Below are 14,590 nucleotides of genomic sequence, written 5' to 3'. Positions count from 1 at the left end.
TCATTAATTATATTTTTACAAAAGATAAACTTAACCCATCTCTTATTGGAATAATTATATTCTCTATTCTTAGATCTTGGGAAAGTTTTTTATTATAAATATTTATATATTTTGAAATTTTATCATAATTTTCTATATTATTAAATAGTTTGCCATGCCAAAGCACATTATCTGATAAAATAATTCCTCCACTATTCATTTTAGAAATGACAAGATCAAAATAATTTGAATAATTTTTTTTATCAGCATCTATAAAAACTAAATCAATTTTTTTAAGATTTAAATTGGGAATTATTTTCAGTGCATCTCCCTGTAGGGAGGAGATTTTTTTAGAAAAAGGAGACAAATGAAAATATTTATCAGAAATAATTTTCCAATTTTTATTTTTTTCAATTGTAATTAATTTTCCTTCTTTTTTTAATCCTTCTGCTAAACAAAGAGTTGAATATCCAGTAAAAGTTCCTATTTCTAATATTAGTTTTGGATTAACTAATTTTGAAATTAGACTTAATAACCTTCCTTCATAAGGAGTTATAGACATTTTTGAATAATGTGTTTTTAACAAGGTTTCATGTCTTAATAATACTAAGTATTTTAATTCCTTTTTAAAATTTTTATTAATATAATTATCTATTTTTAAAGTAATTAACATAAATAAATTTAATTATTTTATTTTTTTTCTTTTTTTTATTTTTTTTATTTTTTTTATTTTTTTTATTTTTTTTAGCTCTTTTAGAGAGTTTAAGTTTAAGTTTTTTATTTTTATTTTTAATTTTTCTATTTTTTTTAAAAAAAAACAGATTTTCATCTTCCTCTTCTTCCTCTAACTCAAATTTAGATTTAGAGGGAGAGGATTTTTCTTTTTTTATTTTTGGTACATATTTTGTAAATATAGAAGAATGAGATACAAAAAATCTTTGATAATTTTTTTCTAATTCTAGAATTTTAAATTCTGCTTCTTCAAATGGTTTTAATAGTATCCCAGATTTTTTAATTAGAAACCCAAGAGGTGCAAAAGCACATATAGTAGTTTCATTAAATTTAACTATTACTCCTTTAGAAAAAAATTTTATAATTTTTCCAATCTGGATACTTCCTATCGGAAATATTTGTTCAAGGTTTTCCCAAGGATTTTTTGTTAATTGTTTACAACCAAAATTCAGTTTTCGTGTCATTACATCTAAACCTAACACAATTAGTTGAACTAAATCTCCTTTTTTATAAATATCTAATCCAGATTTTATTTTTTCTGTCCATGAAATATCAGAATTATATAATAACCCTTCTATTCCAGGTTCCAATTCTAACCGAACGCCACAATTAGTAAAACTTTTAACAGTACCAATATTTCTCGTCCCTAATGGATATTTATTTTCTATATTTTCCCAAGGATCTGGAGAAAGTCTCTTCATGCTTAAAGACATTTTTTGAGCTGAATGCTCTAAATTTAAGATTAAAATTTTTACTTTTTCTCCAATTTTTACAAAATTTTTTGCAGATTTTAATTGTTGATGCCAAGACATTTCAGATACATGAACTAATCCTTCTACACCTGGAAAAAGTTCTACAAAAGCTCCATAATCTGTTACCACACTAACTGTCCCTATTAATACTTTTCCTTTTTTTAGTTTTTTTTCGAAATGAATCCAAGGATTAGTTTGTAACTGTTTTAATCCCAGTTGAACTCTATTTTTAATTTGATCAATTGATAAAATCACAAAATTAATTATTTGTCCAACTTCTAATTTTTCTGAAGGATGGTCTATTCTTTCCCAACTAATATCTGTAATATGACATAATCCATCTATTCCACCACCTACATCTATAAAACTCCCATAATGGGTTAAATTTTTTACTATTCCTATTAATATTTGACCTTTTTCTAATTGAGAAATTAATTTTTTCTTTTCAAGATCTTTTTCTAATAAAATTTTATGTGAAACAACCACATTTTTTGTTTTATTATTTATTTTTACTATTTTTCCCTCCATTGTTTGGCCTACATAATAATCAAAATCTTTTACAGGCTTTTTCTCTATTTGAGAGCCTGGTAAAAAACATTCAATTCCAAAGAAAACTACTATTAGACCACCTTTAGTACGAGCAGTCACAAAAAATATTATTATTTCATTTTTTTTCCAAGAATTTTGAATCCTTTCCCAAGATTTTAATTTTTTTGCTTTATTATAAGATATAATTAATTTCCCTTTATAATCCAATTTTTCTACAATTACTTCAATAATATCATTTATTTTAGGAAATTTTTTATTTTCACGAAATTCATTAAAAGGGATTAAACCTTCAGCTTTAAATCCAATATCGAGAATAACATTTCTATCAATTAATTGAATTATTTTTCCTTTATAAATATAAAATTCCTCTATTCTTTGTAAATTTTCAGTATATAACTTTTCAAGTTTTTTTCTTTTTTTTATTTCTTTTTTACTAAAAGATACTTCATAAGAACTCCAATCAAAATCTGATAATTTAACATTTTTATTTAAATTCATTATATCTTCTAAACTTGAAGAAATTTTTTTTTTTTTATTAGACATAATTCTGTTTTTTTAATAATAATTCTGTTTTTTTAATTAATTATAATAAATAATTTTTTAAAAATAAAATTTAGTTGTTTTTTTTAATTTTCTTTAGAAGATTAAATTTATTAATTTTAAACTGCATCATGATGATTTTATTCCTAAATAATCTATTTGGGTACGTCTTAAATCTCCATATTTTTCTTTAATTTGTTTTAATTCTTTTTTTATTATTTTTTTTTGAAAAAAAATATCAGTTTTTATATTAGTAAAATAAGATATATCTTTTTTTAATTTTAAATAATCTTTTTTTATTTTTTCATTTTCTAATTTAGTAAGTGAATTTAATTTTAAATTTAAAATTGCTTTAACTTGTTTTTCTGATAAATTAAATTTAATTAATAATTTTTTTTTTGCATGATTTTTCTCTTTAGAAGATTTAATTAATTCAATTACAGTTTCTATATTGTCTAATACTAAATAAAAACCTTTTATTATATGTGCTTTTTCTTTTGCATTTTTTAAATCAAATTTCGATCTTCTAATAATAACTTCATGTCTATGATTTACAAAATGTTTTATTATATCTTTTAAATTAAGTTGTACTGGTTTGCCATTAACTAATGCTATATTATTAACACTAAATGTTGTTTCTAAAGGAGTATATTTAAAAATATTTTTTAATAATAAATGTTTATTAACATTTTTTTTTAAATAAAAAACTATTCTCATCCCAGTTCTATCAGATTCATCTCTAATTTTAGAAATTCCTTCTAATTTTTCTTCTTTAATTAATTTAAGGGTTTTTTTTATTAAATCTTCTTTCCTTATTTGATAAGGAATTTCTTTAATAATTAAACAATAACAGCCGCCTATTTTTTCAAAAAAAACTTTAGATCTTAATAAAATTTTGCCCCGTCCTGTTAAAAAAGCTTTTTTTACACCTTCATATCCATATATAATTCCACCTGTAGGAAAATCAGGAGCTATTATATCTTTCATAAGTTCTTCTATCGAAATATCTGTATTCTCTATATAAGAACAAATAGCATTTATAGATTCTACAATATTATGAGGAGGCATATTGGTCGCAATTCCAACTGCTATTCCTGAAGAGCCATTTATTAATAAATTCGGAATAACAGTTGGAAGTACTATAGGTTCTTTACAAGAAGAATCAAAATTAAGTTTTATATCTACTGTATCTTTTTTAAGATCAAATAACATTTCTTCAGAGACTTTTTGAAGTTTAATTTCAGTATATCTCATTGCTGCAGGAGGATCATTATCTATAGATCCAAAATTCCCTTGACCATCTATTAAAGGATAACGTAAAGACCAACTTTGTGCCATTCTTACTATAGCCTCATATACTGAACTATCTCCATGAGGATGATATTTCCCTAACACATCACCCACAATTCTAGCAGATTTTCTATAATTTTTCTTATTAAAGGCTCCTTGTTCATACATTCCGTATAAAACTCGTCTATGAACAGGTTTTAAGCCATCTTTTCCATCAGGAAGTGCCCTAGAAACAATAACAGACATAGAATAATCTATATATGAAGCTTTTATTTCCTCTTCAAGATTTATTGAAATAATTTTTTCCATTCAATTCAATTCAATTAAATTAAATTAATCATATTAGTCTTTTGAAAACTTTTTTTTATTAAAAAGAAATCTACTTCTTTATTAAAAATAGAATATCCTATTTTTTTTAATAAAGAAAATTTAATTTTGTTATTTTCATTTTTTTTATCATGTTTCATAAAATCTATTATTTTTGATATATGTGAATTATAGATTTTGATATTATCATATAATAATGAGATTATCATATTTATTTCTTCAAATTCCTTTTTTGTTATCATTTTCATTTTATATGAAATCCAAGATTCACATATCATTCCTATAGCTATACTATGTCCATGAGAAATTTTTTTATTTAAATTGTAAATAAAATAACTTTCTATTGCATGTCCAATCGTATGACCAAAATTTAAAATTTTTCTTAATCCTTTTTCTAAAGGATCTTTTTCTATTATAGAATTTTTTATTTTTATAGCATTTATAATTAAATTATAACTATATATTAGTTTTTTTTTTTTTAAAATCAAATTTTTTATTTTTTTCCAGAGATTAATATCTGATATTAATCCATATTTCATTATTTCTGCAAATCCTGATTTCAGATCATTTTCTGATAAAGTTTTTAAAAAATTATTATCGATTATAACTCCTTTAGGAAAATTAAATAATCCAATTTCATTTTTTAATGATAAAAAATTAATAGCTGTTTTTCCACCTATAGAGGCATCTATCATCCCCAGAAGAGTAGTAGGAATATTAATAAAATTTAATCCTCTTTTAAAAACTGAACATGCAAATCCACCCAAATCTGTTATTACTCCTCCTCCTAAATTAAAAAAAAGACTTTTTCTATCTGCATTTATATCTAATAATTTTTTCCATATAACTTTACAAGTTTCAATATTTTTTTTTTCTTCACCTGAAGGAATATTTATTATATAATATTTTTTTAAAAAATCTATTTTAGATAAAAAATAATTTAAACAATTTTTTTTTGAAATATTATCTACTAAAAGTATTTTTTTAGAAAAATTTTTTAAAAAAAAATTCTTTTTTTTTATATAAGAATCTTCACCAAAATAAATTCCATAATATGGGGTATTTAATATTTTCATAATTTTACCTTATAATAGCTTTTATTTTTTTTATAAAAATAAATTTTAATTTATTAATAGTTTTTTCAATTATAGTTTCAGTTAAATTATTTTTCAAATTTTGAAAAAAAAAACTTATAGTATAAGATTTTTTTCCAAAAGGAAAATTTTTCGAATTATATTCATCTAATAAATGAATTTTTTTTAAAATTTTATTTTCTTTATAAAAAGAAAGTTTTTTTATTTCTTCAAAAGAAATTTTTTTCTCAATGAGTAAAGAAATATCTCTTCTATAAATAGTAAAATTATATTTATGATATTTTTTTTTAAAAAAACTTTTTTCTTCTTTTTTTAAAAGAAGAAGAATAATATCCCAATTTATATCTGCATATAAAATATTCTGTAAAATTTCAAATTCTTCTAAAATAGCCTTTTTAATATATCCAATATTACAAATTATATTTTTTTTATAATTAAAGTAAATTCCGTTTTTATATATTTTTTGATTCTCAACATTTATTCCACATCTAATTATTAATTGTTCTATAATTCCTTTAAATTTAAAAAAAGAATTATAATTATTATTCTTTGCACAAATTATTCCAAGAGTTTTATTTTCTAAAATATTTTTTTTATAAAAAAAATATTTTTTTCCCCATTCAAAAAATTTATATTTATTTTTATTCGATGAAATTTTTTCAAGTATCCCAAATAAAAGATTATCTCTTAAAAAAGAAAAATTTTTATTTTTTGAATTAAAAATAAATATTTTTTCATAAAAATTATTATTTTCATATTTTGAGTATTTTGTTTCAGTTAAAGAACTATTTAAAATTTCATAAAAACCATGTGAATTTAATTGATTAGAAATCATATTTTCAATCATCTTTTCTTTTTTTAATAGAAAATTTCTTTTTTTACAAGAAAAATAAATTTTTTCTTTACAATTAAAATGATTATATCCATATATTCTTAATATTTCTTCAATAACATCTATTTCCCGGGTTATATCTTTTCTAGAGAACGGAATTTTAATTTTTAATCCATTAAAATTTTCTTTTAAAACTTTAATTTTTAATAAAATTAATATTTCTTTTATTTTAATAAAATTTAAATTATATCCAATAATATTATTAATTTTGTTAAATCTTATAAAAAGATCTATATTTTTTTCTGGTTTTTCTGGATAAAAATCCACTATTTTGGAGGAAATTTTTCCTCCAGAAAGTTTTTTTATTAATAATGCAGCCCGTTTTAATGCATAAATATTTAAATTGGGATCTAATCCTCTTTCAAATCTAATTGAAAACTCATTTTTTATATTATATTTTTTGGCAATTTTATAAATATATTCTGCTGAATAATCAGCACTTTCAATAAAAATATTTTTTGTTAATTTCTCAACAATAAAATTCTTATTAACTAATAAACCTGCTATACAAATAGGATTTTTCTCATTAAATAATATTAAATCATTTTTAGATGAAAAAAATTTTTTATTAAACCAAAATTTTTTGGGGGATTCTTTTAAAGAAAGAGAAAAATTTTTAATTTTATCTAAATCATAAATTCTGATAGGTTTCCCTAATTCATACAAAATAAAATTTTCTATATCTAAAATGTTATTTGTAGAAATACAACCTATATTATTTAGGTAATTTTTTAACCAATTAGGAGAATCTAAAACTTTAATATTAGATAAAGTAGTATAAGAATATCTTATACATTTTTTATTTTTTTCGATAAAACATTTAAGGTTTTTAAAATTAATTTCTTTTTTAAAAAGAGAAACAGATGGGAAATCTTTCATTTTAGATTTAAATCCTCTAGATTTTAGAGCAATATTTAAATCTCTTGCTATTCCATAATGACTCATTACATCTCTCCTATTAGTAGGAATATTTAATTCTATTAAATAATCTTCTTGAAAAGAATTTAAATTTTTTATTTTTTTTAAATTTTCTACTAAAAGTCCTATATCAGTTAATATTTTACAAATAAATTTAATAGATACTTCAGTATCAAGATACAATTTTAACCAATTAAAAGAGATTTTCATTTAGATAAAGGCATAATTAATATTAATATTTCTTCTTTTTTATAATTCTTCATAAGAGGTGATATTCTACAAGAAGAATTATTATTTAACATTTCAAATTTAATATCCTCACAATTAATGTTAGATAATATTTCTATTAAATATTTTGAATTAAAAACTATTTCTAATGGTTCTCCATCATAATTACAAAATAAATATTCAAATGCTTTCTTATTATAATTTATATCAAATGAAGATATTTGAGATCTTTTTTTAGAAAAATTTAATATTATTTGATAGGTTAATCTATTTGAAAATAATGTTACCCGCTTAATAGCATTAAGAAAATAATTTTTATTTATAATTAAGATTTTATTATACTTCTTCTTCAGAAGAGATTTATAATTTGGATAATTTCCATTTAGAAGACTACATATAATTTTTTTGTTTTTAAAAAAAAAAGATGTATTTAAATCATTATATGATATATAAACATTATTATTTGTATCATTTAAATTATATTTTAATAAATTTAAAGGTTTTTTAGGAATAATCAATCTAATTTCTTTATTAAAACTCAAATCTTTTATAGAATATTTTACTAACAAATTAGAATTTGTTGAAACAAAATTTGAAATATTATTTTCTATATCAAAAAAAACTCCATTAAGAACTGGACGAATTTCATCATTTCCTACTGCAAATAAAGTATTATTTATAATATTTAATAATATTTTTTCAGAAATTAAGAAATGATTATTATTTCTTAATAAAGAATATTTTGGATATTCTTCTGAAGAAAAAATAGATAAATCATATTCTCCATTCTGAGAAAGAATTTTTAATTTATTTTCTTTTTCTTTACAAAAAGTTAAAGGTTGTTCTGGAATCTTTTTTAAAATTTCTAGTAAAATTTTATGAGGAATTACAGCACTCCCAAAATTAATAGAATTAATATTTAGACTAATAGTCATAGTAATTTCTAAATCCGAAACAGTTATAGTTAACACATTTTTTTCTTTTATTTTAAATAAAAAATTTTCTAAAATTGGTAATTTATTAGTTATATTTATAACATATAAAATATCTTTTAAGGATCGTAATAGCTCATTACTAGAAGATATAAATTTCATATTTTTTTAATTTAGTAGGATCAAAAATCTTATTTTTTTTTTTTTTTAAAAAAAAAATATTTTGAATACAATCTATTTCTTTTTTTTTTTCTTTTTTAATTAATTGGAATGAAGCTTTTTTCAAAAATTTTTGATTATCAATTTTTTTTTTAATAAATTTTAAAAAAAGTTTATAAAAAAATATTTTTTTATTAATCTTTTCTTTTTCTTTTAAAGAAAGTTTTTTTATTTTTTTTTTTAAAAAAAATTCTTTTCTTTCAAATGAAAATGAAAAATAATTTTTTTTTTCTTTTTTTAAAAAAATTAAAGAACTTATAATTCCTAATTTTAAAAATAATGAATAAAATAAAAAATTTTTATTTTCAATTAAAATAATTAATTTTTCTTTTTTTCCAAATTTATTTAAAACACATAATTTTCTAATTTTTTTTAAAAAATTAAGAGATCTATTAAATTTTTTAATAAATTCTTTTTCATAAATTGAACTAATTGGAATTGGCCAATTAGTAATGATTAAATCATTATCATAATTTTTTAATTTCAAAAATTGCCAAATTTTTTCTGTTAAAAATGGAATATAAGGATGAAATAATTTTATTATTTGTTTAAAAAAAAATATTGTTTTATTTCTTATTTTTTTATTTAAAATTTTAGATTTTATTTTTTCTAAAAAAAATGAACAAAAATCATTCCAAAATAATTTATAAATTAAAAGAAAAGATTCTGAAATTTTATAATTTTTTATATAATATTTTATCAATTCTAAACATTTATTCAATTTATAATAAAACCATTTAATGGTTAATTCATCAGAATAGTTTGGTTTTAAATAAAAAACTCCTTTAAAAGATTTTATTAATTTAAATGCATTCCAAATTTTATTAGTTAAATTTCTTCCTTTTATACAAATATTTTCATCAAAAATTAAATCAATTCCTGCATTTGAACTTAATAAAACTCCAACACGAACGGCATCAGCACCATATTTTTTAATCAAATCAATAGGATTCGGAGAATTTCCTAAAGATTTAGACATTTTTATATTTTTTTTATCTTTCACTATTCCAGTAAAATAGATATTTTTAAAAGGATAATTATTCATTAAATAATATCCTGACATAATCATACGTATTACCCAAAAAAATAAGATATCAGGTGCAGTCACTAAATCTTGAGTAGGATAATAATACTTAATTTCATTATTATTAGGATTTCTAATGCCATCAAAAATAGATATAGGCCATAACCAGGAAGAAAACCATGTATCTAAAACATCATTTTCTTGTTTAAGATCTTTATATGATAAAAAATTATTATTACTTTTTAAACGTGCTTCTATTAAAGCTTCTTCAATTGTTTCTGAAACAACATAATCTTTATTATTGTAATAATAAACCGGTAATCGATGACCCCACCATAATTGACGAGAGATATTCCAATCATTAATTTTATAAAGCCATTGATAAAAATTTTTTTTAAATTTCTCTGGATAAATATTAATTTTTTTCACAAAATTTAAAGTAGGAAAAATAAAATCTTTCATTTTTATAAACCATTGTAATGATAATTTGGGTTCAATTATAGATTTTGTCCGTTCAGAAATTCCTATTTTATAGATGTAATTTTCAATTTTTACTAATTGATTTTTTTTTTTCAAAAATTGAATAATTTTTTTTCTTGCTTTAAATCTATTTAATCCCAAAAAATTTAATCCATTTTTATTTAAAAAGGCTTTATCATCAAATAAATTAATAATTGATAAATGATGTTTCTCAGCAATTAATTTATCATTTAAATCATGAGCAGGAGAAATTTTTAAACATCCTGTACCAAAATTCATATCAACAAAATCATCTTCAATAATAGGAATTGATTTTAAACTTAATGGATTAAGTACTCTTTGATTTTTTAAAAACAAAAATCTTTTATCATTTGGATTAATGCAAATGGCTGTATCTGCTAGTATAGTTTCTGGTCTTGTAGTAGCTACTGTTACAAAATTATTTTGTCCTTCAATTTTATATTTAATATAATATAATTTTCCATTATATTTTTTATATATTATTTCTTCGTTTGAAACGGTAGTTTGAGCATATGGATCCCAATTAACAATACTATATTTTCTATATATTTTTCCTTCTTTATAAAGTTTCACAAATATTTTCGTAACAGAATCAGTAATTTCTTTCTCTAAAGAGAATTTTTTTCTTTTCCAATCACAAGAACACCCAATTTTTTTTAATTGATTAATTATAATTTTTTCATATTTCTTTTTCCATTTTAATGCATAATTAAAAAATTTTTTTCTTCCTATTTTTTTTTTAGAAATTCCTTTTTTTTTTAAATTAAAAACTATTTTGGCTTCTGTAGCAATAGAAGCATGATCTAAACCAGGCACCCAACATGCATTATATCCCTTCATTCTAGCATAACGGGTTAAGATATCTTGTATTGTATTATTAAGAATATGCCCCATATGTAAAATACCAGTAATATTAGGTGGAGGCATTATAATAGTATATGATTTTCTATTATCTGGAATAGATGAAAAATAATTTTTATTTATCCAATATTGATATATTTTCTTTTCTACTTTTTTAGTATCATATCCTTTTAAAAAGTTCATATTATAGGAATTTTCAATTCTTGAAAAGAAAAATCTATTAGAGAATAGAATAAAATATTAATTATATTAGATGAAATATAATATATATATATTCCAGAAGGATAATTATTAAAAAAGAATAACATCATTATATAAAATAATATATATATTCTATTTGTTTTAGATTTATAAAACCTATTCCTTTTCCTTATTTTTGGAAAAAAAAATAATATTAGAATATTAAATATATTAAACAAACTTATATGATTTCCATAAATTGGAATATTAAAATTTAAATTTAAAATTCTATCAGAATAAGATAAATTTTTTGCCCATAAAAACCTTTTTCCTCTTAAATTTATTAATGTTGGAAAAAAATTCATTAATGAATAAAATATAGGTATTTGAATCATATTTCCTAATAAACTATATATCGGATTAATTCCAATTTTTTTATAAAATTCAATTAAAATCTGTGGATTTAAAAAAAATTTTGTTTGCATTAATAAATTTTGCATGAAGAAATTGAACTTATATTGAGAATAAGTAATTGGAGAAAGAAGTAATTTTACTACAATAGTCATTAAAATGATTATTATTCCAGAATTAATATTAGCTTTTTCAAAAAGTTCAAATAAATTTAAAAAAAAATATCTATTTAAAACTTTGGCTATTCCTTTTCCAAAAGGAATTATTTGCTCAAAACCATCTTTAGATTGTTTTAAGATATGATAATCTAATGGTCCAAAATACCATTTATAATCACAATTTAATTCTTCTTCTTTTTTTAAAAGAAAGGGAATTTTTAATTCAGAAAATTTTAATTCGGAATCAGAATTGAGATTTTCAGAATAAATTAAAATTTTTTTTGAATTATCAATTGTTAATTGATTTTTAAAGCATAAAATAGATGCAAAAAATTGTTGTTTATTAGCGATCCAATATAAATTATCTAATTCTTTAAAAGAATATTTTTTTTTATCAAAAAAATTAATTTTATTTTTTTTTGAATTAATCCTAAAGGAGATATTAGTATATTTTTTTTCTATTGTTTTTTCTTTTTCAAGATTTAATATTTTTTGACTCCATTCAAAATTAAAAGAATTTTTTGAGACATATTCAGAAAGACCTTTAGATTTAATAAAAAAATCTATATAATAATTATTTCCTTTATAAACAACATATACATAATCAATAGAAACATTCGGCTCTAATTGAGCATGCATATTTAGAGTATATTTAAATAGATCTTCTTTAATTTCAGGAAGAAATTCAAGTTTATAAGTCTCAATTTTTTTACCAAATTTATTAGTAAATTCTAATCCAAATAAAGAGCTATTCTCTTTAAGAAGAGAAAAATTATCAGTTTCTATAGAGATATTTGTATTTTTCTTTAAAAAAAGATTTTTAATATTTCCACCTATTGTGGAGAAACTTAATTTTAAAACATTATTTTCTAGAATAACTTCTTTTTCTTTAATTTTTTTTAACTTTAACTCTTGAGTTTTAATTAAATTATTTTGAATTAATTCTTTTTTAAAAAGTTCTATTTTTTTTTTATTTAATGAATTTTCTTTTTTCAGATTAAAAAAGAAAAAATAAATTAAAAATAAGAAAAAAATTAAATATATTCCTATTCCTATCAGGAAATATAAATTTTTTTTCCTTTTTTGGTTCATAAGGTTCATAAGGTTCATAAGGTTCATAAAAAACTAAATATATATCTTTTAATTTAATATATATATAAAAAATTTTAACATATAAAAATATATGACTTTTCGGATAGAAAAAGATTCTTTAGGAACTATAGAAGTTTCAAATAAAAAATATTGGGGGGCACAAACGGAAAGATCTAAAATTAATTTTAAAATAGGGAAAAAATATTCTATGCCAATAGAAATTATTTCTGGTTTAGCATATCTAAAAAAAGCTGCTGCAATTACTAATTATGAATTAGGATTTTTATCTAAAAAAAAAAAAAAAATTATTACAAAGGTTTGTGATGAAATATTAGAAGGAAAATTAAATAATAATTTTCCATTAGTTATCTGGCAAACTGGATCACAAACTAATATTAACATAAATGAAGTTATTTCAAATAGAGCTCATGTTTTATCAGGCAAAAAATTAGGTGAAGGAATATCTTCCATTAATCCGAATGATGATGTAAATAAATCTCAATCATCTAATGATGCCTTTACAACTGCGATGCAGATAACATCATATAAAATATTAATTGAAAAAACAATTCCAGGAATAAAAAAATTACGGAATTCCTTAAAATTAAAATCTTTTGATTATAAAAATATTATAAAAATCGGAATAACTCATCTTCTGGATGCTCCGTCCCTAGGACAAGAATTTTCAGCTTATGTTTCACAACTTGATAAAGTAATTAAAGAATTAAAAAACATTATAAATAATATCCTTGAATTAGCTATTGGAAATTGCCGATTTGCTTTAAAAGTAGTGAATTATATTTCTAATTTAACTGGTTTTGAATTTAAAACTGCAAAAAATAAATTTTCAGCATTATCCTCACATGAAACAATAGTAATTACACATGGGATTTTAAAAAATCTTGCAATTTCTCTTTTTAAAATATCTAATGATATTAGAATGATGTCTTCTGTAATTGGAGATGGAGAAATAATTATTCCCTCTTCCTCAGGAAAAATCAATTCCACTCAATGTGAAGCCTTCTGTATGGTTTCAATTAAAGTGATAGGAAATGATACTACTATTTCTCTAGCTTCCGGTTCAGGAGTTTGTAAACCTGTTATAGGTTCGAATTTTTTAGAGTCTGCCAAATTAATAGGTGAGGCTTGTTTTTCCTTTTCTAAAAATTGTATATCTGGAATTAATCCTAATATCCCCCGTATTAAAAAATTATTAAACCAATCTTTAAATCTGATTTAAATGAATTTAATATTCAAAATATAATTTAATTTTTTTTTTAAAAAAAAAATAACTTTATACATAGAAACAATCTTTTTTTTTTCTTTTTTTATAGAAGTAACGCCTTTATTTTTAATTCCACATGGAATTATGTTATTATAATAATGTAAATTTGTATTGACATTTAAGGCAAAACCATGCATTGTTACCAATCTACTTATTTTAATTCCAATTGCACAAATTTTCCTATTTTTAACCCAAACTCCTGTTTCAGGTAATTTGCTATATCCTTTAATTAAAAAATTAAATAGAAGTTGAATTATCACTTCTTCCAGAAGACGTAAATATTTCTTTATCTCTAAAGAGAGATTTTTAATATAAATTATAGGATAACAAACTAATTGACCAGGCCCATGGTAAGTAATATCCCCCCCTCTATCAATTTTAGAAATTGGAATTTTGTTTTTATTAAACAATAAATTTTTATAAAATCCTCTTCTTCCTAATGTATAAACATTAGAATGTTCTACAATTAATAGGTAATTAGGAATTATTTTTAATTGTTTTTGAAAATATCTATTATAAAACAAAATATTAAGAATAATATTCAATAATTTTTTTTGATATTTCCAAGTTACTTGAAATTTTTTTTTTTTTAAGTTTTCAAAAAAAACTTTTTGATTTTTATACAT

9 protein-coding genes and 1 pseudogene are annotated in these 14,590 nt (G+C 20.3%); 1 reads left to right on the top strand and 9 read right to left on the bottom strand.

What is annotated here, in order from left to right; all coding sequences use genetic code 11:
* Positions 1-7 precede the first annotated feature (7 nt).
* From DDE61_RS00050 to yidC, 8 genes and pseudogenes are all read right to left on the bottom strand, one after another.
* Positions 8-652 (bottom strand): O-methyltransferase, encoded by a 645-nt coding sequence (locus DDE61_RS00050; protein ID WP_110467176.1) that lies wholly within the window; start codon positions 650-652, stop codon positions 8-10.
* Positions 627-2,555, bottom strand: coding sequence for a S1 RNA-binding domain-containing protein (locus DDE61_RS00045; protein WP_110476694.1), 1,929 nt, complete (start codon positions 2,553-2,555; stop codon positions 627-629). Before DDE61_RS00045 ends, DDE61_RS00050 begins: the two co-directional genes overlap by 26 nt.
* Before the next feature lie 135 nt (positions 2,556-2,690).
* Positions 2,691-4,151 (bottom strand): annotated as a pseudogene (locus tag DDE61_RS00040) (DNA gyrase subunit A); the annotation flags it as partial.
* Positions 4,152-4,165: 14 nt separating this feature from the next.
* Positions 4,166-5,245, bottom strand: coding sequence for a 3-dehydroquinate synthase (gene aroB / locus DDE61_RS00035; RefSeq protein ID WP_110476690.1), 1,080 nt, complete (start codon positions 5,243-5,245; stop codon positions 4,166-4,168).
* A 4-nt stretch (positions 5,246-5,249) separates the two neighbouring features.
* Complete coding sequence (locus DDE61_RS00030; protein WP_110476688.1) at positions 5,250-7,283, bottom strand: phenylalanine--tRNA ligase subunit beta; 2,034 nt, start codon at positions 7,281-7,283, stop codon at positions 5,250-5,252.
* Complete coding sequence (gene dnaN / locus DDE61_RS00025; RefSeq protein WP_110467171.1) at positions 7,280-8,395, bottom strand: DNA polymerase III subunit beta; 1,116 nt, start codon at positions 8,393-8,395, stop codon at positions 7,280-7,282. Before dnaN ends, DDE61_RS00030 begins: the two co-directional genes overlap by 4 nt.
* On the bottom strand, positions 8,376-11,021 hold the full coding sequence (locus DDE61_RS00020) for a valine--tRNA ligase (protein ID WP_110476686.1): 2,646 nt from the start codon (positions 11,019-11,021) through the stop codon (positions 8,376-8,378). The genes dnaN and DDE61_RS00020 overlap by 20 nt, the downstream gene beginning before the upstream one ends.
* A complete protein-coding gene (gene yidC / locus DDE61_RS00015; protein ID WP_239493659.1) occupies positions 11,018-12,679 on the bottom strand; it encodes a membrane protein insertase YidC in 1,662 nt (553 codons plus the stop codon). The genes DDE61_RS00020 and yidC overlap by 4 nt, the downstream gene beginning before the upstream one ends.
* 91 nt (positions 12,680-12,770) lie before the next feature.
* Between yidC and DDE61_RS00010 the strand changes: the two genes are divergently transcribed.
* Positions 12,771-13,919 carry a lyase family protein gene (locus DDE61_RS00010; RefSeq protein WP_110476682.1) on the top strand — a complete coding sequence of 383 codons (1,149 nt, stop codon included), beginning with the start codon at positions 12,771-12,773 and terminating at the stop codon, positions 13,917-13,919.
* On the opposite strand, the gene lipB is transcribed toward DDE61_RS00010, so the two are convergent.
* Positions 13,916-14,590 (bottom strand): lipoyl(octanoyl) transferase LipB, encoded by a 675-nt coding sequence (lipB, locus tag DDE61_RS00005; RefSeq protein WP_110476679.1) that lies wholly within the window; start codon positions 14,588-14,590, stop codon positions 13,916-13,918. The two genes, DDE61_RS00010 and lipB, sit on opposite strands and share 4 nt — an antisense overlap.

It is taken from the genome of Candidatus Karelsulcia muelleri, from assembly GCF_003214255.1.
GTDB classification, from domain to species: domain Bacteria; phylum Bacteroidota; class Bacteroidia; order Flavobacteriales; family Blattabacteriaceae; genus Karelsulcia; species Karelsulcia muelleri_B.
This window is presented reverse-complemented; position numbering and strand designations above follow the sequence as displayed.

What these genes read in the sequence shown, in the direction of transcription:
- DDE61_RS00050 (WP_110467176.1), bottom strand. Translation starts at nt 652, where the DNA reads ATGTTAATTACTTTAAAAATAGATAATTATATTAATAAAAATTTTAAA.
- DDE61_RS00045 (WP_110476694.1), bottom strand. Translation starts at nt 2,555, where the DNA reads ATGTCTAATAAAAAAAAAAAAATTTCTTCAAGTTTAGAAGATATAATG.
- aroB (WP_110476690.1), bottom strand. Translation starts at nt 5,245, where the DNA reads ATGAAAATATTAAATACCCCATATTATGGAATTTATTTTGGTGAAGAT.
- DDE61_RS00030 (WP_110476688.1), bottom strand. Translation starts at nt 7,283, where the DNA reads ATGAAAATCTCTTTTAATTGGTTAAAATTGTATCTTGATACTGAAGTA.
- dnaN (WP_110467171.1), bottom strand. Translation starts at nt 8,395, where the DNA reads ATGAAATTTATATCTTCTAGTAATGAGCTATTACGATCCTTAAAAGAT.
- DDE61_RS00020 (WP_110476686.1), bottom strand. Translation starts at nt 11,021, where the DNA reads ATGAACTTTTTAAAAGGATATGATACTAAAAAAGTAGAAAAGAAAATA.
- yidC (WP_239493659.1), bottom strand. Translation starts at nt 12,679, where the DNA reads ATGAACCAAAAAAGGAAAAAAAATTTATATTTCCTGATAGGAATAGGA.
- DDE61_RS00010 (WP_110476682.1), top strand. Translation starts at nt 12,771, where the DNA reads ATGACTTTTCGGATAGAAAAAGATTCTTTAGGAACTATAGAAGTTTCA.
- lipB (WP_110476679.1), bottom strand. Translation starts at nt 14,590, where the DNA reads ATGTATAAAAATCAAAAAGTTTTTTTTGAAAACTTAAAAAAAAAAAAA.